Here is a 21,803-nt window from a genome sequence, read left to right as displayed (position 1 = left end):
AAGTAACAACAGCACTATGAATGCTTATAAAAATCCTTTAAAAATTGATTTACGTTTTGCTGCTCTATTGTAGTTTGCTCTGCCTCAATTCGTAAATCCTTAATGCTGACCTTGTCATTTTCAATTTCATCATCACCCAAAATCAAGGCCAGACGCGCCCCACTTTTATCTGCTTTTTTAAATTGGCTTTTAAATGATCCACCTGAAGTATTCGTCATTATTTCAATTTCAGGATCGTGATTGCGGATTGACTCTGCCAGCAGAATCCCTTTAATCAGGGCTGCATTACTGGTAGCAATAAGAAACAACGACTTATTGTTTTTCTTTTGTTGCGCTAATTCCAGGGTTTCCATTAACAGAACAATGCGTTCTATACCCAGAGCAAAACCTGCAGCAGGCGTTGGATTACCGCCAAGCTGCTCAACTAATATATCATAACGGCCCCCGGCACAAACAGTAGCCTGGCTTCCAAGCTTGTCCGTTACCCATTCAAATACCGTATGACCGTAATAATCCAAACCTCTGACCAATACCGGATTAATTTTATAAGGTATATTTAATGCGTCAAGGCCCTCACAAAATGCTTGAAAATGTGCGCGGCTTTGTTCACCCAATGCATCCATCAACTTGGGAGCATTAGCTATCAGCGCTTTTAATTCAGGATTTTTGCTATCGAGAATTCTTAGCGGATTTCGCTCTAAACGGCGCTTGCTGTCTTCATCCAACAGATCAAAATGTTCTTTGAAGTAATTTACTAACGTAGCTCGGTAATTTTGCCGTTCACTTAATTCACCCAGAGTATTAATCTCTAATTGGACAGACTCGGCAAATCCTAATTGCTTCCACATGCGATGGCAAATAGCAATGAGTTCAACTTCCATAATTGGGCCAGAAACACCAAAGGCTTCTACTCCAAATTGCGTGAATTGCCTGTAGCGCCCTTTTTGTGGGCGTTCGTGGCGAAACATAGGGCCCATGTACCATAATTTTTGTTGCTGATTGTAAAGCAAGCCGTGTTCCAGACAGGCACGTACGCATCCTGCAGTACCTTCTGGCCGCAGAGTCAGGCTATCACCGTTTAAATCACTAAAGGTATACATCTCTTTTTCAACAATATCAGTCACTTCACCAATAGTTCTTTTAAAGAGTTGTGTATTTTCTATAATCGGAAAACGAATTTCCTGATATCCATAACGTGAAAGACAGTCAGTGAATACCTGCTCTATGAAGCGCCAGACCGCTGTTTGGTCTGGCAAAATGTCATTCATCCCACGTATTGCTTGAATTCGTTCAGACACCTTTTTTCTCCAAAGGCGTCATTTGCGCATTAGGGGTTAACAGGGATTGCATTTTAGACAAATCTGTTAATTTAAGTTCTGAAGGTGCGTCATTTAACGACAACTCGGATATTTTCTCATTAGCATTATATGCCGGTTGTGCGTCTTTATTTTTTTGCCACCAGATACCTACAGCTACTAAAACACCAACGGCAAACAATATGGTCACCATTCTTATTACATATTCAGCTTTGTGCGATTCACGCTTACTTTGCCATAAGGCTCTTTCCGGCTTTTTCTCTACAGTATACTGATCATTAAATACAGCTAAAAAGGGATCTGGTGATACACCAAGAAGTTTTGAATAGGCGCGCAAATACCCTTTAACAAATACGGGTTCTGGTAATGAGTTAAAATCACCAGACTCAATCAGTTCTATGATACGCGCTCTCAAATGCAACTTACTGGCAACGTATTCTATACTGTACCCTTTTTGTTGACGTAAATTTGCCAGTTGCGAACCTGGGTTATCAATTTCGGAATTATATGTATCATCCATTGTGGCTATTGTATTCATTATTTACTCCACTAATATCAGTAGTTGGCTCCATTTTTTTGAGGCTGCTTTCATATTCTGCGGCCAGAGTCTGATTTCCATTTTTCTCAGCAAGACTCTTCGCAAAAGATAAAAATATTCGGTCATTTAACACTAAATCAGGATGTTGCTGAACCAACAGCAAGGCTTTTTCATCATTACCCGCTTTACTTTCCAGTTTGGCTAACTCATATAATGACACTCTGCGTGACGGATCCTGATTCAGCGCATTATTAAAATAAAGCCTGGCCTTTTCAATATCAGGAACTTCAAGTGCGCACAATCCCGCATTTTCGTAGGCCCCGGAAGTATGGACGTATTTCACATCCTTTACTGCTTTTAAGAAATAGCTTTCCGCCTTTTTATAATCACCCTGCCTGCACAAGAAAGTACCATAGTTATTGAGCTGGGCACCTGAACTACCAGACAATGCTATAGCCTTCACGTAATATTTCTTTGCTTCTTCCAGTTCACTGGTCTGTTCAAAATAATAAGCCATAGCGGCATTCACATCCGCTGACTCTGGTTCCTGCTCCATAGCAGTCAGTAATTTTCTTTTAGCTCTCGGCCGGTCACCTTGTTTTAGATACCCTAATCCCAGCTGTACATTATAACTTGCAGCCTTGCTCAGGTCTGTTTTCTTGTTACCAGTATCTTCTTCCTTATTTTCTGCGTGCTGGCATCCGGCTATCAGCAAGAAAGCAATCAAAAATGTGACTCGTAAAGACCTTAGCACGATAACCACTTATATGTTAGAAATGATTCCGCATTATAACCACTTACTGGCAAATTAAAAATGATTTGTGATCTCATTTCTCAACTAATTAGTCTGCAGAGCTAATAATTTCGTTTGATGAGTTGTTTTTAGGGATAAAATGAAGTTTTTGCCATCGCTGGGAGCGGCTTGTCCTATCCTTCACTTCGCCTGCTAACTGTCCGCAGGCGGCATCAATATCGTCACCACGTGTTTTTCGTGTAATCGTATTGATTCCATGTTTAATAAGATGATCTCTGAATGCATCAATAGCGGCTTGGGATGAGCGTTCGTATTGTGTCATTGGAAAGGGATTAAACGGGATTAAATTTACTTTTGATGGGACATCTTTAAGCAATTTAACCAGTTGTGCCGCATGTTCTGGTTGATCATTAACGCCTTTTAGCATTACATACTCAAATGTCACTTTTCGTCTTGGTTCATCTTTGAAATATCGTTTGCATAAAGCCATTAGTTGCGCCAGTGGATATTTTTTGTTAATGGGTACCAGTTCATTTCTTAAAGCATCATTCGGGGCGTGAAGCGAAACCGCTAAAGCGACCGGGCTTTCTTCCCTTAAACGCTCCAAATCAGGCAATACACCTGAGGTGCTTAAAGTAACACGACGCTTTGACAGGCCATAAGCAAAATCATCCATCATAAGGTTCATGGCAGAAACGACATTATCAAAGTTCAGCAAAGGCTCACCCATGCCCATCATGACTACATTCGTGACACGCTGATCATGTGTTCCCTGAGACTGAGATAATTCTCTGACAGCCAACCATACCTGTCCGATTATTTCCGCTGTGCTTAAATTACGATTAAATCCTTGCTTCGCGGTAGAACAGAAAGAACAATTCAGCGCACAGCCAACCTGAGAGGAAACACAAAGGGTTCCACGGTTAGCTTCAGGAATGAATACTGTTTCAATGCAATTACCGCAATCGAGTTTCAGTAACCATTTGTGGGTTCCATCATTCGATTTCTGGCAGGTTACAATTTCAGGTAACCCGATAAAAGACAAGCGGGACAGCTTTTCTCTCAAAGCTTTCCCGATGTTAGTCATTTGCTCAAAATCAGTTAAACCGGCCTGATGAATCCATTGAATTAATTGCTGGGCTCTAAAAGGCTTTTCATCCCATTGAGCAAGCAATTCACGCAATTGTTGATAGGTGTAATTCAATAAATTTACTTTTTGACCGGTCATTTTAACTCCAAAACTGATCTTATCTGTCACATACTTCATGAGGTTCAAAGAAGAATGCAATTTCACGAGCAGCATTCTCGGCACTGTCAGAACCGTGTACGGCATTGGCATCGATACTGTCAGCAAAATCAGCACGAATAGTACCAGGAGCAGCCTCTTTTGGATTAGTAGCACCCATGATGTCTCTGTTTTTTGCAACAGCATTGTCGCCTTTTAATACCTGGATCATAACAGGACCAGAAATCATAAACTCAACCAGATCGTTGAAGAAAGGACGAGCCCTGTGGATATCATAAAAATCTTCTGCCTGAGTACGTGACAACTGAGCCATTTTTGCAGCAACAATATTTAAACCGGCATTTTCAAAACGTGAATAGATTTGACCTATAACAGATTTTGCTACAGCATCTGGCTTAATAATAGACAGGGTTAATTCTTTTGACATAATGCACTCCGACATGGTTAACGTTAAAAGTGCATTATTATACATGAAAATATGGGGTTGTGGCTAATATAAATTCATGTTGGGTGTGAACAATTCCCGCCTGCAAGCAGACCGGGCTACGGTACCATGCCACGTCAGGGCTGTTTTAAATCTGACGAGGCCGTACTACGTTCACGCCTCGCCCAGTGTTCTGTCAAAATATAAGGGCTCACGGTTGATAGCGTCTTGTTCCGGATTAACTTTATAATCAGGCAGTAGCTGAATTAATTCATTGACGCGCAGAATAGTATCATAAAACTGGGTTCGGAATGCTCTGGCCTGCTCCGCCATTTCGTCGGTTTCTTCAACCAAAGGCCGAACTTCATCATCAAAAGCTATGATGATCTTCAGCATCTCATCCATATTACCGATGAGTTTATCTTTTAACTCCTCGGTAAGAGGAATATTCAGCTCTTTATTAAACTCTTCCACAAAAAGGTACTGATTACCCATAGATTCTGCTTTGACGTAGTCGCAGAAAATTAATGCCTGATTCATTCCTTGTCTGACCTGACTCTTCTTATTTTCAAACCCCTTGTTCTTCAAAGTAGTGCTTACCGCGGAAAGTGACGATTCAAATGCATTTTTCCATGCTGATGCAATGGTACGTAAAAACTGTTGGCTTTTTGCAATGACTTCATTTTGCTTTAATTGCAGTTTGTGAAAATTCTCACCCAGAATAACAAGCTGGGCACGCTCATTCTCCATAGATTCCCGCGTCGATGCCCCCTGAGAATCTTCGCTTTTGCTGCTTTCACCGGACAAAAGGTAATCTATAAATAATTTTTGTACGTATAAATGATAGTCATTAGCCTGCTGCAAGACGATCCCATTCAATACGTTTTTTAAAGGTATGCGCAACAATGAATGATAAAAACTAAATGGGCTTTTAATAGCGCTTAATAATTCATCATGAGGCAAAGTAATATTCAGCTTTCCCAATATTCGTTCCGCAGTAATCACCCCATAGGTTGAAAACCATTTGTTTAATTGCTCATCATTTACTATTTCGTCCATTATTCATCCAATTTAAATTAGTCTGTTGCTATGGTATAAAGGGCTTCTTTTAAGAAGTATAGTGTATTTTATAAATGGTAAAACGATTAGATACAGATTTACAAATCTTACATGATTTTCTACGAATTAAAACACCTGAATTATGGCTGAGTTATGCCAGTGACCATATTCCCCTTCTCCTGGCAGATCATGCACATTGTGAACGAAAGGCAGCCGCCACTGCGATTAATTTTATCAGCAAATACCCAGAGCGTCATGAATTGGTTTCTGTGATGTCTCCATTGGCCAGAGAAGAATTACTTCATTTTGAAAAAGTGATTCACCTGATGCAAAGGAAAGGAATTACTTTTGGCCCACTACAGCCATCAGAATACGCAACGACCCTTCACAAACACATCACCAAAAAGGATGGAATAGAACGGCTTTGTGATCAATTGATTATAGGAGCCATAATAGAAGCACGTTCCTGTGAGCGGTTTAATGCCATTATTCCCTATATAGAAGATCAGGAACTTGCCAGGTTTTATGGTACGTTGATCAAATCAGAAGCACGACATTTTGAAGACTATTTAGGCTTGGCTAAATTATATGGAGGAGCTATAGAAGAACGATTGAATCGCTTCCTGACTTTGGAAAATGAATTTATCCGGTCTGAAGATGTGGTGTTCCGCTTTCATAGCGGCATCCCCACTGAAGCAATGATGTATCGCTTAACTTAAGGAGTTCCGCCGTCCCGCGGCTTGTCCGCGGGATCCAGGAATCTCACTCCGAACTTAGATCTCTGGATACCGCGGACAAGCCGCGGTACGGTGGAGTAGTGCTTAACTTAATGGCAGTGTCCTCGGGACGGTGGAATATAAGTTAATACACTATCGCTAATACGGGCTTCAGAACTTACAAATCCCTTACATTGAAGGACCGCTTGGTCTGAATTCCATATTGGGAAGATTAACCTTTAAGAAATGATTCAATCCATGATCCTTATTATCTCTTAATTCTTCAAACGCCTTTTGGGTTAACTCAGCACCACTGCTATTAACAAATTTTGCTGGATTTGTAGCAGAAGGCTTGTATCCCTCTTCAGCCAACCATTCATGCACCGCCTCCGAAAAATAATCATCTAAGGATTTTGCCTTGGGTGCACCTTCAGGAGTAGGCGCAGGAGCTGTATTATCGATGTTATCTGAACGAGTCAATTTATCAATTACAAGCTTACCGTCATCGGAAAACTGTACTTTATGCTGTAAAACAGGCAGAGGAATCTCTTGGGCTGCACCAAATTTATCTGACAAAAAGTCAGTCAAAGCATCACAACCATCTAATGCACCTGGCGTTTTTATAGCAGCAAGAGCCGGGCCATATGTAGGAATCACGTTAAGGGCATCACCAAATACAGGAATATCACCCAAAGTAGTACCAGTCATTACCGAATCACCAATATTGGAACGCATTTCTTTAAATTCCTGGTTTAAAGCCTTGTTCAGCATGCCATACATGGTCAACAATCCTAACATAGCAGCACGCCAGTCATCATAAGCCCTGACTTCAGAATGGTGCGCGGCATCAGCCAATCTCCATGCTTCATCCCATAAGACAATTTCTCTACCTGACTGAGGATCACGTTCAATACGTCCTTTAATCAGTTCGTCACGAGCTTCAGCTTGAGCCATTTCGCGGTCAGCCTTTAAAGCTTGCCGCTCGGCGTCACGCTTTTTATTTTCTTCGTCCGTGCGTATTCTTAGAAGTTCTTCTCTCATCTCTTTTTCTGATTTAGCCATCTGTAAACTCCTGAATAAAAATCAATACTGCGCGAAATAGATTCCCTTTGTTCTATCATAACACAAAAACTTAGGTGTGTCATCCCAGTCGCTCAACACGAAACGCTGTAATTTTTGAGGATCATTATCGTACTCGGTTAATCCAGACTTATGAGTATGGCCATGGATTAACGTAAATAGCCGATGAGACTTCATATGTTGCATTACCGCATCTGCTACCACATCCATCTCTTCCATGGATTTACTGTGATTACTTAAACTGATGTCGCGAACCTTATTAACCAATTTCTCACGGAAAGATAAAGGCAGGCATAAAAACAATTTGGTAAACAATACGTTTCTTGTCAAGAGCCTGAAGCGTTGGTGGCTTATATCCTTAGTACAATAGCGATCACCATGCGACAGTAAAACCCGCTCTTCTCCCAAGGTAATAACCGTTGGATCTGCCAGGACTTGCCATCCTGCAAGTTTGGCAAAGGTCTTCCCCAATAAAAAATCGCGATTGCCGTGCATGTAATATAGTGAGATGCCCTGCTGTTTTAAATTGGATAATTTCAAAGCTATTGAACGGCTCCAGTCATTTAAAGAATCATCTCCTGCCCAGGCATGGAAAAAATCACCTAAAATGTAGATACTCTTTACAGAACCTTGCGCCCATGAAAGGAACTCATTAAAGCGGTTAAGAATTCCCTCATCATCCGGATGCAAATGCAAATCAGATATAAATACCGCATCAATCATAGAGGCTCAATAACAATATGCTGGTCAACAAGATAGATTTGACATGGGCCATTGACTGGTTCTATCGCATCACTCAAGCGATAATATCCAGCAATAGAAACCAGTTCTGCGTCAAGTGCCTGACAAAAAATTCTGGCCTCGACATCGCCGGTGATACCAGCCAGTGCACGCCCTCTTAACGCCCCATAGACATGAATATTGCCATCGGACAATAACTCGGCCCCATGGCTCACCGATGAAGTAACAATCAAATCACTACCTTTCGCAACTACTTGCTGCCCTGATCGCACAGGAGTTGTTAATAATCTGGCTTTTACAGGTTCTACGGCTGTATTTTCTACAGTAACTGGTTCGATGATTGGCTTATCTTGCGCTGTTGATGCATTTAACACAGCCAAACCATGGCAATGAGCCAAAGTATCCTGTAAGGCGTTTCCGCCCTGGATTGCGACCGGAATCATTCCATAATCACGGGCAATCTGACATAAACCCTGCAGATCAAACTCAAGATGATTTACCGCAGACAAATCGAAGACAACTGGTGTTTTTTCGAATAGTTTGGGTGCCTTAACTACAGTTTCAGCAAATTGTTGTGAAAAAATATCCTTATCTGTATTTAAAACTTGCAAAACAGTAAAAGTATAAAGCCTCCCTTTCAACTTAAATCCTTGAGTTTTTGTGATATTTTCACTCATGAGTATGATATCCATAACTGATATTTTTGTTTATACTAGCATGCGGGAACCAATAACAGAAGGATAACAAAGTGGATAAACGATGGTTTGAACAATATCAAAATGACGTGCCACATGAAATTGACCCAAGTCAATATATATCCCTGGTCGAATTATTTAAAGAATCCTGTACCCGTTACAGTAAGAAAAGTGCTTACTCTAACCTGGGCACTGAAATTTCTTACTCACAACTGGATCATTTAAGCAGAAATCTTGCTGCATACCTGCAACAGCTTGGTTTGGAGAAAGGTGCACGAATAGCCATCATGATGCCCAACATTCTTCAATATCCTGTGGCCTTGTTCGCTATCTTGCGTGCTGGCTATATCGTTGTGAATACTAATCCACTATACACCGCTGATGAAGTGATTCATCAGATGAATGATTCAGGTGCAGAAGCAATTATTGTTTTGGCCAATTTTGCCAAAACAGTTGAGAAAGCCTTGCCTTCCACTCCAGCGTTAAAACACGTTATTGTTACCCAAATTGGCGATCTGTTTCCCACGTTCAAACGTATGATAGTCAACTTTGTTGTGAAACATGTAAAAAAACTGGTCCCTTCTTATAAAATTCCACATGCTGTCGCTTTTAATTATGCTTTGCTTGAAGGTGCACAGGCGACCTTGCATCATGTTGAATTAAACCATGACAACATCGCCTTTTTGCAATACACCGGAGGTACAACCGGTGTTGCCAAAGGTGCAATTCTTACCCATGGCAATATGATTGCAAATGTTTTACAGGCATATTCATGGATAGCTCCCTTAGGGATTGACAAGCAGGATATTATTATTACTGCTTTACCGCTTTATCATATATTTTCCCTTACTGCCAATTGCCTTACATTTCTGAAAGCCGGTGCTAAAAATATATTGATTACCAATCCCAGGGATGTCAGCCATTTCATTGATGAAATAAAAAACACTGGCTTTACCGCTTTTACAGGCGTGAATACCTTATATAACTCCCTGTTAAATCATCCAAAGTTTAAAGAAATAGACTTCAGCAAACTCAAACTGGCTTTGTCCGGGGGCATGGCTCTGCAAAAGAGCGTATCCTTGCGATGGTCTGAAATGACCAAAACACGTGTTCTGGAGGCTTATGGTTTAACAGAAACCAGCCCGGCCGCAACTATAAACCCTATGTATCTTGAGGGATATAATGGCAGTATAGGATTACCATTACCCTCAACAGATGTATCCATTCGTGATGATAATGGAAAAGAAGTTGCTATAGGTTCGAGTGGAGAGTTATGCATCAAGGGACCTCAGGTAATGGCCGGTTATTGGAACAGACCGGATGAAACTGCATTGGTCTTTACCAAGGACGGATTTTTGAAAACTGGCGATATTGCGCGAATGGATGAAGAGGGATTCATCTATCTGGTGGATAGAAAGAAAGACATGATTGTTGTTTCCGGATTTAATGTTTACCCCAATGAAGTGGAGCAGGTCATTGGTTTGCATCCAGGAGTATTGGAAGTGGGTGTTGTTGGTGTTGCCGATGAAGAGTCCGGCGAAAGAGTCAAGGCGTGTATCGTTAAAAAAGATCCTGCATTGACGGCCGAACAGGTTATCGCACATTGCCGTGAACACTTGACCGCTTATAAAGTACCCAAGATAGTTGAATTTTGTGATGATCTGCCCAAAACAAATGTAGGCAAGATTTTAAGACGCGCCCTTAAAGATCGAGAGATTGAGAGGAAATCGTCAAAAGCGCAAACTGAAACTGTGTAGCAGATCCCCGTCATCAGGACGACGAGGATCGGAATATGGTACCGTGCCACGCCAGGGCTAGCCCGGTCTGCTTGCAGCCGGGATCGTTGTAGCAATGAGCTTATTCCCGTATTACGGCTACGCCTAATACGGGCTACGAGTCCGTGCGGAGCACACGATCACACTAAAAATATTGTGAATAAATACGTAAAAAAGTACCATCGGTTTCGATGTCCAGAATAATACGATTAATAGCCCTTATCAGATTTTCCTCACCCTTATTGGTCATAATCGCATAGCCCTCACCAATAGGAATCTTTCCGCCAATTAGCTTATAAATTCCTGGGGTTATCGCTATCCAGTATTTTACTGATTCGTAATCCATAATAGCAGCATCGATTTCATTATTTTTCAGGCCGAGAAACATGTCTTCCAGTTCATCGTAATACACAATTTTATTTTTCCTGTTTTCCGACTCAACCAACAGGCTGTATGCAGTAGCAGCACGAACACCAATTTTCTTTCCATACAGATCATCCGGATCCTGCAATTTGGAACTGCTGTTGGCAAAATATTGGGCATTGCTTGCCAAATACGGCAGACTAAACAGATACTTTTCCTTTCTGCCTTCGGTAATAATCATAGAGGAAATCACCACATCAACCTTCTGCTTTTTCAAAGCATCAAACAGATCATCAAAAGCATAAGGTTTAAATTCACACTTCACTTTCAGTCGTTTGCATATTTCAGTCATCAAATCAAAATCAAAACCATACATCATACTGCTGTGATCAGCCCAGGTTTCGAAGGGGGGATTAAATTTGGATGAACCAATAACCAGAGTCTGGGCATGCGAGGTTGTATACAATAATAAGGCACAGCAACAAAGAACGAATAGCTTCATATACTTACCATTATTAATTATTCCATAGTAAGCATGGCACATAAAATTATTTTGTACAAATCAAGGACAAAGTAACTATTTATAGTCAATCAGTTGTTTCATAATTCGAGCAGTAGCTCCCCAGATGATTCCCTCATAAGGGATGAATTGACAACTCTTAAAATGCAGGCCGTGACGTTCAACACGAATGTCACGGTAGTTACTTGCCTGTTTCACCAGATTAAAGGGAACAGAAACAATTGCAGTCACTTCCTGAATATTCATAGAGTAAGGGTGGATGGCTTCTATAGTAGCGAGCCAGGGATAAATCAGAATTCCATTCAGGGTTCTTTCCACTTCAAGAGCTTTTACAGGCATTAATCTTTCTTTATCAATATTGAGTTCCTCATAAAGCTCTCTCAATGCAGTATCATAAAGGCTATGATCTTGTTCCTCCCTTACCCCGCCAGGAAAACTTATTTCACCAGGATGATGACGTAATTGGTCATTGCGTCTGGTCAATATCAAAGAATCTGTAGACAGTTCATGCAAAACCATAACTGCTGATTCAACTGCTGTTGTTTTATTCGCTTTATTTAAGTCCATTAATTATCGCTGTAATTTTGGTATAACATTCACGATATTCATCTTCCCATTGCGAGTCAATAACTATGCCTCCACCTGCTGCCAAATGCAGGATGCCCTCTTTGGCCGTAATGGTACGAATAGCGATGTTGCTGTCGAAGCGCCCATGATGGGAAAAATAAGCAATACTTCCGCAATAAATTCCGCGCGCATAGCGTTCTTGCTCCTGAATGATTTTCATTGCTTCAATCTTGGGAGCGCCGGTGATAGACCCGCCAGGAAAACAGGAAAAAAAAGGCTCACTGAAATGAAACTCCGGACGGCAAAGCGCCTCAACATCGCTTACCAAATGATGTACCGCACTAAAACTTTGCACCTCACAAAGACTGGAAACATGCACAGAACCCGGTTTCGCAATTTTACTCAGATCATTGCGCAGCAAATCAACTATCATAATATTTTCAGCACGATTTTTATCTGAGGAATGCAGTTGATGCTTCAATTGTTCATCATCCTCAGGATTTAAAGAACGTCCTATGCTTCCCTTAATAGGTGATGTCAGTAAATAGCCGTTGTCATGCATTAAAAAACGTTCAGGAGAAAAACTAAGAATATCGGCGTCATTTGTTCTCATGAATGCCGAAAAGGGAACAGGATTTTTAAGTCCTATCTTCTGATAGAGTGCCCATGCGTTGCCTTCAAAAACCGCATGAAATGGTTGAGTGAAATTAACCTGATATGCTCTTCCCTCTTTCAGACTGCTGTGAATGGCATCAAACGAAGCTTTATACTCAATTTTTGAAATTAAAGGCAAAAACTCACTATCCAAACGGGCAGTTACCCTCAAACTGTCCGCTTTTTTCCATAACCACATGATCTCTTCCAGAATTCCCGGTGTCGACGGGTGTTCGTTTGCAGAAAACAAGGTTACCCTTTTCAGGTAATGATCTACTATTATTGCCCAATCATACAATCCCAAATCTACTAAAGGCATATCTTCCAGAGTATCCTGAACAGGAGACTCAATACCTAATAACCTGGCGCCAAAATCATACGCTATATAACCTATGGCGCCACCCTGAAACGGCAGATCACCAACAGATTCTCTGACAGCCAACCTTTTTTTAAAATGTTCTATAAAGGCAGATACATCAGGTGCATCATTCCCAAGAACAATCCTGTCATAAGGATATGCACTAAACATATCATAACGACCACGAGTTTTATCAGTGCTTTCCAAAAGCACAAAACCAGATAAATTTGAGAAATTTTGATATATATTTTGCAAAAAAACAGGATAATCCAGTGAATGCATTGTACTTTTGGACAAATTTTCTCCTAAAAATAGTATTTTATGTTGAATAGTTCTTTACAAAAAGTAAATAAAATGTACAATATACGTTCTAAAATCTTTATTTGTTGTAAGCTCATGTATATTTATTTTCAAAATCTAGCCTTTCAAAACAAACAAATATTATGGGCTTACCCCGAAGGAGGTAATTCCGCCACATGTCTTTATCAAACAGCCGGGAACAATAATACATTAGATCGTGATTTAGTAAATGACACATTAAGAGATGTGATAGGAATAGAAATCAAAGATGGGGTTGCCACTATTAGCCATGTTGATAACTTTTCAAAAAGACATCCTTACTCACCAACCCTGCTGCGTGATGGCTTAAAAAAATCAGGGACGCCTGGATTTTTTCCTGTTCACCCTCACAGTAGCTCCGAGATACCCACGGCCATCATGGCAGCACCACAACAAGACCGATCCAGCTCAACATCTAATCTGAGAGCTCAGCTGCTGTCACTGGATCACTTGCTTGAAAATCATCGTGGAGCCACACTGGTTTATGAGCAGGGACTTCCTGAAAACAACCTGGCGACTTTGGCTTTATTAACAAAACTGAGAATCCATTCACCAGGCTCTCTTAATCTCGCCCTTAAAGTCATACAAGATGTGGATTATTATCATTTACGCCAGAAGCAAATGCATCTGATTCGCACTGTATTCGAAGAGTTTATTATTCCCTCGCTACAAACGTTCCGCAAAGGAGAAGAGCCTCCTAAAAGTGTCAACGAATTCTTCTTGAAAACAATATTAGCAACAATGGCAAATGACACTTATAACCTCAAAGACACTCTTTTCGAAGAATCGGGGCCAATGCATATTCCCGATAATTATAAGTTAAGGGAAATTTATGCACGAAGAATGATGAATGGCTTATTGTATTTCATAGAAGATACAGACGTTCCATTACAAGACCCCAATCCTGAGTTAGCTCACTGGCTTGAAGAGTTCAAAAAGCATTTACAGATTCATCATAATAAATTAGTGCCATTACTGGACCAACTGAAAGAATTAGTGGTATGTACGGGACTGATGTATCATGATTTCAGTAAATTCAACCTGAAGACCTGTGTTCAGGGTGGACATATTGATTTCAGTCTTCTCTTGATTAAAATAAAAGCATTACAGTTGAGTAAAACCACACTCAAATACGCAATGAACCGTCTGGATACAGAACATCGTGTTCCTGAACACTTGATCCAGGGCGTTCCCCCCAGACTGTATTCGCTGAGACTAATGCTTTTGAGTAACTGCCCGGCAACAGTTCAAGCCAATCTGGAAGATCAAAGCATCGATGAATTTATAAATGAAATCATCAGTGAAATAATATCTGATTTAAGAGACTATACAGATGGAGACAAGTTAAAGCCAGCATCACAATGGATTTCCCATACGATAAAAACTAATGATACGAATCTTCATTTACATCAGGAATGGCATGCTCTGTTAGAAGAAAAATTAAAGACAGCAAGTCTACAGACAATTAGAATGAAACAGGAGCGCAAGCATCCGGAAACATGGAAGCAACTGGCAATCGAAGCGATTAAAAGTCTGACTGCAGATCATTTACCAAAATTGTTAAGTACCATGGCAGTTGACAGCAGTTCTCAAACAACTTCAACCATGTCGCCATAAAATAAGGCAAAACACACATCTGCATTCGCTTGATTTGTGAACTTGATTTTAACGTCTTAATTTAACGAGTTATTGATAACAAGAGTGTTTTATCCAGTCGTTACTTCGATGCCGTTCGGGCTGAGGAAGCGCGATAGCGCTGTCTCGAAGCCTTGACATGGTGCTAAGGCTTCGAGACAAGGCTAGCGCCTCTCCTCAGCCCGAACGGCATCGAAGTAAATCAATATTCTTATCCATAACTCACATTAATTTACTGGTTTTTCAATTAATTTGTGAGTATTCTATGGCATCGTTTATCGACAAGGAGCCATGTAATGACAACTGTTGCTCAATTTGATATTAGCTACACGCAATATCTGAATGAACAAGGTGAGATGACTGGAGAAAAGCCCCCTTTTGCTGCCGATCATTCAGCCCTGAAAGAATTATATAAAGTAATGGTGCTGACACGTACTTTTGATAAAAAGGCTATTGCATTACAACGGACAGGAAAAATGGGTACTTATGCGCCTATTACCGGTCAGGAAGCCATTTCAACAGCAATTGGCCATGCAATGCGTCCCGAAGATGTTCTGGTTCCCTATTACAGAGATTATGCCGCCCAATTTCAACGTGGCGTAAAAATGTCTGAAATTCTCGCCTTCTGGGGTGGAGATGAGCGCGGCAGTAAATTTGCCTGTGATTCAGAAGATTTACCCATTTGTGTACCTATTGCGTCCCAATGCTTGCATGCTGCAGGGGTAGCCTTTGCATTCCAATACAGAAATCAGCCTCGTGTTGCTGTGGTTTGCATTGGTGAAGGCGGTACTTCTGAAGGTGATTTTTATGAAGCCATCAACGTTGCCGGCACATGGAAACTCCCTATAGTATTTGTAGTGAATAACAATCAGTGGGCTATTTCAGTTCCCCGAGACAAACAGACAGGCACTGAAACTATAGCTCAAAAAGCAGTAGCAGCAGGTTTTACCGGCTTACAGATTGACGGTAATGACATATTGGCCGCCCGTCAGGTTATTGGTGATGCCATCGAAAAAGCGCGTTCAGGCCAGGGTCCAACATTAATCGAAGCCTTAACCTATCGTTTGTGTGATCATACTACTGCTGATGATGCCACTCGCTATCAACCCTCTGAAGAAGTAGACCAGGCCAGACCAAAAGAACCTATTTCACGGTTTAAGCATTTCCTCGTGGAAAATAAAATCTGGTCATCTGATGAAGAAGAAAAGCTGGTCATGGAATGCTCAGAAAAAGTAGAAGAAGCTGTAGACGAATATCTGAATGCTGTGCCTCAGCCTGTAAGCAGTATTTTTGATTACCATTATGCTGAATTACCTGAGTATCTGGTCGAACAACGTGCAATAGCCATGGAGGAAGCAGCTCATGCCTGATATTACTTTAATTGAAGCTGTAACTCAGGCTTTGGCTTATGAGTTAGCTCAAGACGAAAACGTAGTCGTTTTTGGAGAAGATGTTGGTAAAAATGGCGGTGTATTCCGTGCGACTGTAGGTTTACAGGAGCGATTTGGTGAAAAAAGAGTATTCGATACTCCTCTTGCTGAATCTATGATTGCAGGTCTTGCGGTGGGTATGTCAGTACAGGGATTAAAACCTGTTGCTGAATTTCAATTTATGGGCTTTATTTACCCTGCGATGAATCAGATTATCTGCCACGCAGCCCGTATGCGAAACAGAACTCGCGGCCGTTTACATTGTCCTATTGTATTCCGCGCTCCTTTTGGTGGCGGTATCAGAGCACCGGAACATCATTCAGAAAGTACTGAGGCTTTATTTGCCCACATACCTGGATTGCAGGTAGTAGTACCTTCTTCTCCCAAGCGCGCCTATGGGTTGCTGCTGGCTGCCATGCGTAATCCTGATCCGGTTATTTTTTTAGAGCCCAAGCGAATTTATCGCCTGGTAAAACAACCGGTTGCTGATGATGGTCAGGCTCTGCCTTTAGGTAAATGCTTTACCTTGCAACAAGGCGATGATCTGACGCTTGTCAGCTGGGGGGCGAGCATGCACGAAACGCTTCAGGCTGCAAAACAGTTAGGCGAAGAAGGCATTTCCTGTGAAGTAATAGATGTAGCTACAATAAAACCTTTAGATATTGAAACCATTATTTCATCCGTAGAAAAGACCGGACGTTGCGTCATCGTTCATGAAGGAGCCAAAACCTGTGGCGTAGGCGCAGAAATTTCGGCACAAATAATGGAAAGTTGCATGGCAGATTTATTAGCGCCAGTTCAACGTGTCACAGGTTATGATACGGTAATGCCCTATTTTCAACTTGAAAAGCAGTATATACCTAGTGTTGCACGCATTAAAAACAGTGTTATGAGCATAATGGAGTAATAATGAATATTTTTAATCTACCTGATTTAGGTGAAGGATTACCTGATGCTGAAATTCATGAATGGTTTGTCAAAGAAGGCGATACTGTAAAAGCAGATCAACCTTTAGTTTCTATGGAGACAGCTAAGGCCGTAGTAGATGTACCTTGTCCACAAAGTGGTACTATTGAAAAGCTGTTCGGTAAACCCGGTGATGTGATTAAAACTGGCGAGCCTTTGGTTGCCTTTGCTTCAACCAGCGCTAAACCTGCTGACAAAGGAACTGTTGTTGGTAATCTGGAAGAAAGCACAGAAATAACTGAAGACAATTTCATTATTGGCTCTCATTCCAGCCAAAACAGAGTTAAAACAACTCCCGCAGTGCGTATGTTAGCTAAGAAACTGGGCGTTGATTTGAACCTGTTGAAAGGCACTGGCGAGCATGGTGTGATTACTCGTAATGACGTGCAAGCTCAAGCCGATAAAAACGCACAACTTCCTGTTGGCTATGAGCCATTACGTGGTGTAAGACGTGCTATGCTCAACAGCATGGTGCAGTCGCACGCAGAAGTCGTTCCTGTCAGTATTTTTGATGAAGCGGATATCAACAACTGGAAGCCAGGTACAGATATTACCGTGCGTCTTATCAAGGCTATTGTGCATGCTACGAAGAAAGAACCCGCTCTAAATGCCTGGTTTGATACCCGACATGGTGCTCGTCAATGCTTTGATGAGGTACACCTTGGCCTGGCAATGGATAATGACGAAGGGCTGTTTGTGCCTGTAATTCATGATGCAGAAAAGCATTCCGACAGTGAACTGCGTAAAATCATCAATGAGTTCAAAGAGTCAGTAAGCAAGCGTTCTGTAGCAGCTGATAAATTAAAGGGTGCAACGATAACCCTCTCTAATTTTGGTAAATTCGCAGGTCGTTTCGCAAGCCCAATCATAGTACCCCCTATGGTATCTATATTAGCTGTTGGACGACTGTACAAGGGTGCTGTTGCAACCAGTGAAGGCAAAGTTGAAGTCCATAATCTGCTGCCTTTATCACTCAGTTTTGATCATAGAGCCGCAACAGGTGGCGAAGCAACACGCTTTTTAGGCGCGGTTATTGAGTCCTTACAAGAGAGTTAAGCTTATTCCAGACTCTTTCTCATGTAGGTTGTACCAGAGTTCAACCTACATGCTCATTTCATTAATTGTAGCCTTGATGCAGCGATAGCGTAAGGTTTTCTTTTAACCAGGTGACTACGAAAAACAATATTCTGTGTCAATTAAATGGCTTGTAATTTTATTTTTAATACACTATTCTCGATTTTCACATTCATTTAGGAGGGTAGGATGCCAAAAGGTGATAAAACTGAAAAATTAGCAGATGACACAGCAAAGACCGCAGCAGTACTGACTGGAGTCGGTATAGCAGGAGCCATAATCGGGTATTTCTTTGGTGATACCAGAGGTGGTGTTGCAGTCGCAGCCGTAGCGGCAGGTGCAACTATATATAAGCTGAATGAAATGGGGGAACAGAACAGACCGGTAGAAAACGCAGCAAACCGATTTTTTACCCCATCGGGCGCCAATAACGCAGACAATACCTTTAAAAACATAGTGAGTGGCGGCGGAGCGGTATTTGATGGCGTTGCAAGCCAGCTGACACCCAAAAAATAATGTAGCCCAGTCTGCTTGCAGGAGATTTTTGTCCTGATGGATGCTTCGAGACGGGGTTACCACCCCTCCTCAGCACGAACGGGCCGGTGAGTGGGATGGGCTAAGAAATACCTTATTTCGAATTAACATGACTTCTGAATAACGCCATAACTTTTTTTGCCTTCACCCGATCCGTTCGTGCTGAGGAGGCGCCGCTTTTTGCACCGTCTCGAAGCACTGGCACAGATTTTTTGTCCTGGGCACGCTTCGAGACGGGGTTACCACCCCTCCTCAGCACGAACGGGCCGGTGAGTGGGATGAGCTAATAAAACCCTTATCTTCGAGTTCACATCAGTCCTGAATAACACCGTAACTTTTTTCGCACTCGCACAATCCGTTCGTGCTGAGGAGGCGCGTCTTTTTACGCCGTCTCGAAGCATTGGCACCGATTTTTTGTCCTGATGCATGCTTCGAGACGGGGTTACCCCCTCCTCAGCACGAACGGGCCAGTGGGTGGGATGGGATAATAAAACCCTTATTTTCGAGTTCACATCAATCCTGAATAACACCGTAACTTTTTTCGCACTCGCACAATCCGTTCGTGCTGAGGAGGCGCGGCTTTTTGCGCCGTCTCGAAGCATTGGCACAGATTTTTTGCCCTGATGTATGCTTCGGAGACGGAGTATCCCCTCTGCACGAACATAGCAGTAAGCACCCCATTCACGGTTGCGAGCACAGACTCGTCGCACATCGTTGCTATTCCCCGATCCACGTCGTCCTGAGCGCGTCTTTTTGCGCGAAGGATCTCCCTGATTTGGCACCATGCCACTTTCAGGAGATCCTTCGCGCAAAAAGACGCGCTCAGGACGACGTGGATCGGGCGTCGGGCCAAGAGACAGTTGCTTGCAGCCAGGATAGGTGCCACTTCGATCCCGGCTGCAAGCAGACCGGGCTACAGGTCAAACGTTAGCGTTGGTGTCTTTCGCAATTTTGTTTAATAAATTAGCCAATCTGCAACCGGCGAAAAGAATTTGCTTTTGTGATATGTTCTGGACACTTAACTGATACTTCTTGCTTGGAATCCTATTTTTCCTGGTGTTATAAACTTCAGTTACCGCAAGCTTGTGAGAAGCCTTAATCCATTGTTGTGGATTCTTATCTTTAAGCGCCATATCGCAGGACCATTTTTGCTCTAACTGACGCGCTTTATTTTGAACCTGGAATTTTTTACTACCACCAATAAGTATCCCGCCACCATTATCCCAATATTTATGTAAATTCTCTCCAATAGGATTCTTGGCCAATTTAAATAAATTACCACCCAAATCACCTTCAGGCAAACGCTTGCTTACTTTGGTCACAGTGTGAAGAGGTTGATGAATATCGCCAACCAAATGAGTCAGAATACGCAGACTCAAGCCCTTATCTACATTGGTAGATTTACTGGAGGATAAAACTGCAATGGCTTGCTTGATACCCCAAAGCGCATTCATATCCTGAACCACCGGAAGCGTCGTATTGTCTTTACTAAAAGGAATATCGATATAATGCAAAGTATCATACCAATGTATGTCTTTTAATCTTATTAAATCCATCCACGCAGCTGCAGTTACAAAGTTCGTGCTATGAGACACGGTACTGTATGATTTCGTGTATTCATCACACATCTTTTTAGCTGCGGGAGTCAAGTTATCATAGGCAATCTGAGCCACCAGTTGGTGACCCATTCCATTCCATGCCTTTGCAGTTAATGCAAAACATAATAAAAACAAGATAATAACAATACGAAGCATAATTAGCTCAAATAGGGAGACCATGCAGGTTCTTGTACATCACCCTCACGCGCTGGAAGTCTCATTCTGATTCTACCGTCTATAGAAACGATACCTAATACACCTTTATCCTGGTTACGGGTGGCATAAAGCACCAAACGGCTGTTTGGCGAAACAGAAGGAGACTCATCAAGACCTGAGAATGTCAGGCTGGCGATAGGTCCACCGTTGGCATTTTGCAAACCGATATTAAAGCTTCTGTCATCACGATGCAGCATGACTATATTTTTCATATCCGGTGTGTAAGAGGCACGGGCATTATAATTGCCCTCAAAAGTAACACGGCTCACCTGCCCTGTTGCCAATGTTAATTTATAAACCTGTGGTGAACCACCACGTCCTGAAGTAAATAGCAAACTACGTCCATCAGGAGAAAAACGTGGCTCTGTGTCAATAGCATCACCAAAGGTGATTTGTTTCATACTGCCACTGCCAAGATCGACATTATAAATTTTAGGTGTGCCGCTCTTGGACAAAACGACTGCAAGCTGACGACCATCTGGCGACCAGGCTGGTGCACCGTTGATTCCGGGGAAGCTAGTAATCAGGCGACGTTGACCTGACTCCACAGAAACGGTAAAAATCTGAGCTCTCTTACGCTCGAAAGAAACATAAGAAATTGATTTTCCATCAGGTGCCCATGATGGAGACATAATAGGTTCAGAAGAAACCAGAAGACTTTGTGGGTTATGCCCATCGGCATCGGCAACTTCTAAAGAATAACGGTTCCTGTCACGACCGCGTTGTACTGAAATGTACGCGATACGGGTAGAGAATATACCGCGTTCACCGGTTAATTTCTGATACACTTCATCGCTGATATGATGCGCTAAAGGACGTATTTCACTATCGGTTATCTGATAAGACTTGGTAAGCAGAGTAGCGCCTCTTGCTGCTGCATCAGATAAAGTAAAGCTGACTTCATAGCGGTTGCCTATACGTGTTACTCTGCCAGTAACCACACTGTCAGCACCCAGCTGTTTCAACGTATCCACAGAAGACTGTGCGTTCGGGCCTTTAGGTCCTGAAACAATTTTAAATTGGCCAGATAAGGTTAAATCGTTTTCAATGACACCGGCTATTTCCTGAGCGCCAGCATCAGAACCAAATGAATTGATTGCTATAGGCAAGGCCGAATTTATCCCTTGAGTCAACTCCAAATCAAGAGCAAATAGCTGGCTGCTGCATAATACAAAAATGAGTGTGATAATTCGATTAATCACGAG

General features: G+C 42.0%; 21 protein-coding genes. 7 read left to right on the top strand and 14 right to left on the bottom strand.

The features are described from left to right. Positions 1–14 precede the first annotated feature (14 nt). The 6 genes from hisS to B094_RS0112980 all read right to left on the bottom strand — a co-directional run bounded on the left by hisS (position 15) and on the right by B094_RS0112980 (position 5,337). A complete protein-coding gene (gene hisS / locus B094_RS0113005) occupies positions 15–1,268 on the bottom strand; it encodes a histidine--tRNA ligase (protein WP_237762257.1) in 1,254 nt (417 codons plus the stop codon). A gap of 22 nt (positions 1,269–1,290) precedes the next feature. After that, positions 1,291–1,854, bottom strand: coding sequence for a helix-turn-helix domain-containing protein (locus tag B094_RS0113000; protein ID WP_018578249.1), 564 nt, complete (start codon positions 1,852–1,854; stop codon positions 1,291–1,293). Continuing rightward, complete coding sequence (pilW, locus tag B094_RS0112995; RefSeq protein ID WP_026254025.1) at positions 1,829–2,608, bottom strand: type IV pilus biogenesis/stability protein PilW; 780 nt, start codon at positions 2,606–2,608, stop codon at positions 1,829–1,831. Before pilW ends, B094_RS0113000 begins: the two co-directional genes overlap by 26 nt. Positions 2,609–2,696: 88 nt before the next feature. After that, positions 2,697–3,836: a dual-specificity RNA methyltransferase RlmN gene (rlmN, locus tag B094_RS0112990; RefSeq protein WP_018578247.1), complete on the bottom strand. Its 1,140-nt coding sequence runs from the start codon at positions 3,834–3,836 to the stop codon at positions 2,697–2,699. Positions 3,837–3,855: 19 nt separating this feature from the next. Continuing rightward, on the bottom strand, positions 3,856–4,281 hold the full coding sequence (gene ndk, locus B094_RS0112985) for a nucleoside-diphosphate kinase (RefSeq protein WP_018578246.1): 426 nt from the start codon (positions 4,279–4,281) through the stop codon (positions 3,856–3,858). A 171-nt stretch (positions 4,282–4,452) separates the two neighbouring features. Then, the gene (locus B094_RS0112980) at positions 4,453–5,337 is read right to left on the bottom strand and encodes a hypothetical protein (RefSeq protein WP_018578245.1); all 885 of its coding nucleotides are present in this window, start codon (positions 5,335–5,337) and stop codon (positions 4,453–4,455) included. Positions 5,338–5,411: 74 nt separating this feature from the next. On the opposite strand from B094_RS0112980, the gene B094_RS0112975 reads away from it, so the two are divergent. Continuing rightward, positions 5,412–6,056: a MiaE family protein gene (locus tag B094_RS0112975; protein WP_018578244.1), complete on the top strand. Its 645-nt coding sequence runs from the start codon at positions 5,412–5,414 to the stop codon at positions 6,054–6,056. Between the two features lie 186 nt (positions 6,057–6,242). Here B094_RS0112975 and B094_RS0112970 read toward each other — a convergent pair whose 3' ends face one another. From B094_RS0112970 to minC, 3 genes are read right to left on the bottom strand one after another with little or no spacing between them, the layout of a single operon-like run. After that, entirely contained in the window at positions 6,243–7,115 is an 873-nt protein-coding gene (locus tag B094_RS0112970) for a hypothetical protein (protein ID WP_018578243.1), read from the bottom strand. Positions 7,116–7,136: 21 nt separating this feature from the next. After that, positions 7,137–7,856, bottom strand: coding sequence for a UDP-2,3-diacylglucosamine diphosphatase (locus tag B094_RS0112965; RefSeq protein WP_018578242.1), 720 nt, complete (start codon positions 7,854–7,856; stop codon positions 7,137–7,139). Further along, on the bottom strand, positions 7,853–8,551 hold the full coding sequence (minC, locus tag B094_RS0112960; protein WP_018578241.1) for a septum site-determining protein MinC: 699 nt from the start codon (positions 8,549–8,551) through the stop codon (positions 7,853–7,855). Before minC ends, B094_RS0112965 begins: the two co-directional genes overlap by 4 nt. Before the next feature lie 71 nt (positions 8,552–8,622). Here minC and B094_RS0112955 point away from each other — a divergent pair, with 71 nt between their 5' ends. Next, positions 8,623–10,326: an AMP-binding protein gene (locus tag B094_RS0112955; RefSeq protein WP_018578240.1), complete on the top strand. Its 1,704-nt coding sequence runs from the start codon at positions 8,623–8,625 to the stop codon at positions 10,324–10,326. A 163-nt stretch (positions 10,327–10,489) separates the two neighbouring features. Here B094_RS0112955 and B094_RS0112950 read toward each other — a convergent pair whose 3' ends face one another. The 3 genes from B094_RS0112950 to pabB form a co-directional block, all read right to left on the bottom strand. After that, positions 10,490–11,209 carry a transporter substrate-binding domain-containing protein gene (locus B094_RS0112950; protein WP_018578239.1) on the bottom strand — a complete coding sequence of 240 codons (720 nt, stop codon included), beginning with the start codon at positions 11,207–11,209 and terminating at the stop codon, positions 10,490–10,492. A gap of 75 nt (positions 11,210–11,284) precedes the next feature. Beyond that, positions 11,285–11,794: an NUDIX hydrolase gene (locus B094_RS0112945; RefSeq protein ID WP_018578238.1), complete on the bottom strand. Its 510-nt coding sequence runs from the start codon at positions 11,792–11,794 to the stop codon at positions 11,285–11,287. Further along, on the bottom strand, positions 11,781–13,103 hold the full coding sequence (gene pabB / locus B094_RS0112940; protein WP_026254024.1) for an aminodeoxychorismate synthase component I: 1,323 nt from the start codon (positions 13,101–13,103) through the stop codon (positions 11,781–11,783). Before pabB ends, B094_RS0112945 begins: the two co-directional genes overlap by 14 nt. Positions 13,104–13,202: 99 nt before the next feature. Here pabB and B094_RS0112935 point away from each other — a divergent pair, with 99 nt between their 5' ends. The 5 genes from B094_RS0112935 to B094_RS0112915 all read left to right on the top strand — a co-directional run bounded on the left by B094_RS0112935 (position 13,203) and on the right by B094_RS0112915 (position 18,766). Next, positions 13,203–14,762, top strand: a complete 1,560-nt coding sequence (locus B094_RS0112935) for a hypothetical protein (protein ID WP_156412808.1) — start codon at positions 13,203–13,205, stop codon at positions 14,760–14,762. Between the two features lie 314 nt (positions 14,763–15,076). After that, the gene (pdhA, locus tag B094_RS0112930; protein WP_018578235.1) at positions 15,077–16,150 is read left to right on the top strand and encodes a pyruvate dehydrogenase (acetyl-transferring) E1 component subunit alpha; all 1,074 of its coding nucleotides are present in this window, start codon (positions 15,077–15,079) and stop codon (positions 16,148–16,150) included. Continuing rightward, on the top strand, positions 16,143–17,117 hold the full coding sequence (locus B094_RS0112925; RefSeq protein WP_018578234.1) for an alpha-ketoacid dehydrogenase subunit beta: 975 nt from the start codon (positions 16,143–16,145) through the stop codon (positions 17,115–17,117). Before pdhA ends, B094_RS0112925 begins: the two co-directional genes overlap by 8 nt. A 2-nt stretch (positions 17,118–17,119) precedes the next feature. After that, positions 17,120–18,232 carry a dihydrolipoamide acetyltransferase family protein gene (locus B094_RS0112920; RefSeq protein WP_018578233.1) on the top strand — a complete coding sequence of 371 codons (1,113 nt, stop codon included), beginning with the start codon at positions 17,120–17,122 and terminating at the stop codon, positions 18,230–18,232. 207 nt (positions 18,233–18,439) lie between these two features. Next, positions 18,440–18,766 carry a hypothetical protein gene (locus B094_RS0112915; protein WP_018578232.1) on the top strand — a complete coding sequence of 109 codons (327 nt, stop codon included), beginning with the start codon at positions 18,440–18,442 and terminating at the stop codon, positions 18,764–18,766. A 938-nt stretch (positions 18,767–19,704) separates the two neighbouring features. Here the strand turns inward: B094_RS0112915 and B094_RS0112905 are convergent. Together B094_RS0112905 and tolB are read right to left on the bottom strand one after the other, a co-directional pair. After that, positions 19,705–20,538 carry a S1/P1 nuclease gene (locus tag B094_RS0112905; RefSeq protein WP_018578230.1) on the bottom strand — a complete coding sequence of 278 codons (834 nt, stop codon included), beginning with the start codon at positions 20,536–20,538 and terminating at the stop codon, positions 19,705–19,707. A 2-nt stretch (positions 20,539–20,540) separates the two neighbouring features. Continuing rightward, positions 20,541–21,800, bottom strand: a complete 1,260-nt coding sequence (gene tolB / locus B094_RS0112900; RefSeq protein ID WP_018578229.1) for a Tol-Pal system beta propeller repeat protein TolB — start codon at positions 21,798–21,800, stop codon at positions 20,541–20,543. Between the last annotated feature and the right edge of the window lie 3 nt (positions 21,801–21,803).

The organism is Legionella shakespearei DSM 23087 (assembly GCF_000373765.1).
Taxonomy (GTDB): domain Bacteria; phylum Pseudomonadota; class Gammaproteobacteria; order Legionellales; family Legionellaceae; genus Legionella; species Legionella shakespearei.
The sequence above is the reverse complement of the archived record's forward strand: the minus strand, read 5'-3'. Positions and strand labels throughout refer to the sequence as shown.

Coding starts and splice junctions, on each gene's coding strand:
- hisS (WP_237762257.1), bottom strand. CDS start 1,268: ATGAATGACATTTTGCCAGACCAAACAGCGGTCTGGCGCTTCATAGAG.
- B094_RS0113000 (WP_018578249.1), bottom strand. CDS start 1,854: ATGAATACAATAGCCACAATGGATGATACATATAATTCCGAAATTGAT.
- rlmN (WP_018578247.1), bottom strand. CDS start 3,836: ATGACCGGTCAAAAAGTAAATTTATTGAATTACACCTATCAACAATTG.
- ndk (WP_018578246.1), bottom strand. CDS start 4,281: ATGTCAAAAGAATTAACCCTGTCTATTATTAAGCCAGATGCTGTAGCA.
- B094_RS0112980 (WP_018578245.1), bottom strand. CDS start 5,337: ATGGACGAAATAGTAAATGATGAGCAATTAAACAAATGGTTTTCAACC.
- B094_RS0112975 (WP_018578244.1), top strand. CDS start 5,412: ATGGTAAAACGATTAGATACAGATTTACAAATCTTACATGATTTTCTA.
- B094_RS0112970 (WP_018578243.1), bottom strand. CDS start 7,115: ATGGCTAAATCAGAAAAAGAGATGAGAGAAGAACTTCTAAGAATACGC.
- B094_RS0112965 (WP_018578242.1), bottom strand. CDS start 7,856: ATGATTGATGCGGTATTTATATCTGATTTGCATTTGCATCCGGATGAT.
- minC (WP_018578241.1), bottom strand. CDS start 8,551: ATGAGTGAAAATATCACAAAAACTCAAGGATTTAAGTTGAAAGGGAGG.
- B094_RS0112950 (WP_018578239.1), bottom strand. CDS start 11,209: ATGAAGCTATTCGTTCTTTGTTGCTGTGCCTTATTATTGTATACAACC.
- B094_RS0112945 (WP_018578238.1), bottom strand. CDS start 11,794: ATGGACTTAAATAAAGCGAATAAAACAACAGCAGTTGAATCAGCAGTT.
- B094_RS0112935 (WP_156412808.1), top strand. CDS start 13,203: ATGTATATTTATTTTCAAAATCTAGCCTTTCAAAACAAACAAATATTA.
- pdhA (WP_018578235.1), top strand. CDS start 15,077: ATGACAACTGTTGCTCAATTTGATATTAGCTACACGCAATATCTGAAT.
- B094_RS0112925 (WP_018578234.1), top strand. CDS start 16,143: ATGCCTGATATTACTTTAATTGAAGCTGTAACTCAGGCTTTGGCTTAT.
- B094_RS0112920 (WP_018578233.1), top strand. CDS start 17,120: ATGAATATTTTTAATCTACCTGATTTAGGTGAAGGATTACCTGATGCT.
- B094_RS0112915 (WP_018578232.1), top strand. CDS start 18,440: ATGCCAAAAGGTGATAAAACTGAAAAATTAGCAGATGACACAGCAAAG.
- B094_RS0112905 (WP_018578230.1), bottom strand. CDS start 20,538: ATGCTTCGTATTGTTATTATCTTGTTTTTATTATGTTTTGCATTAACT.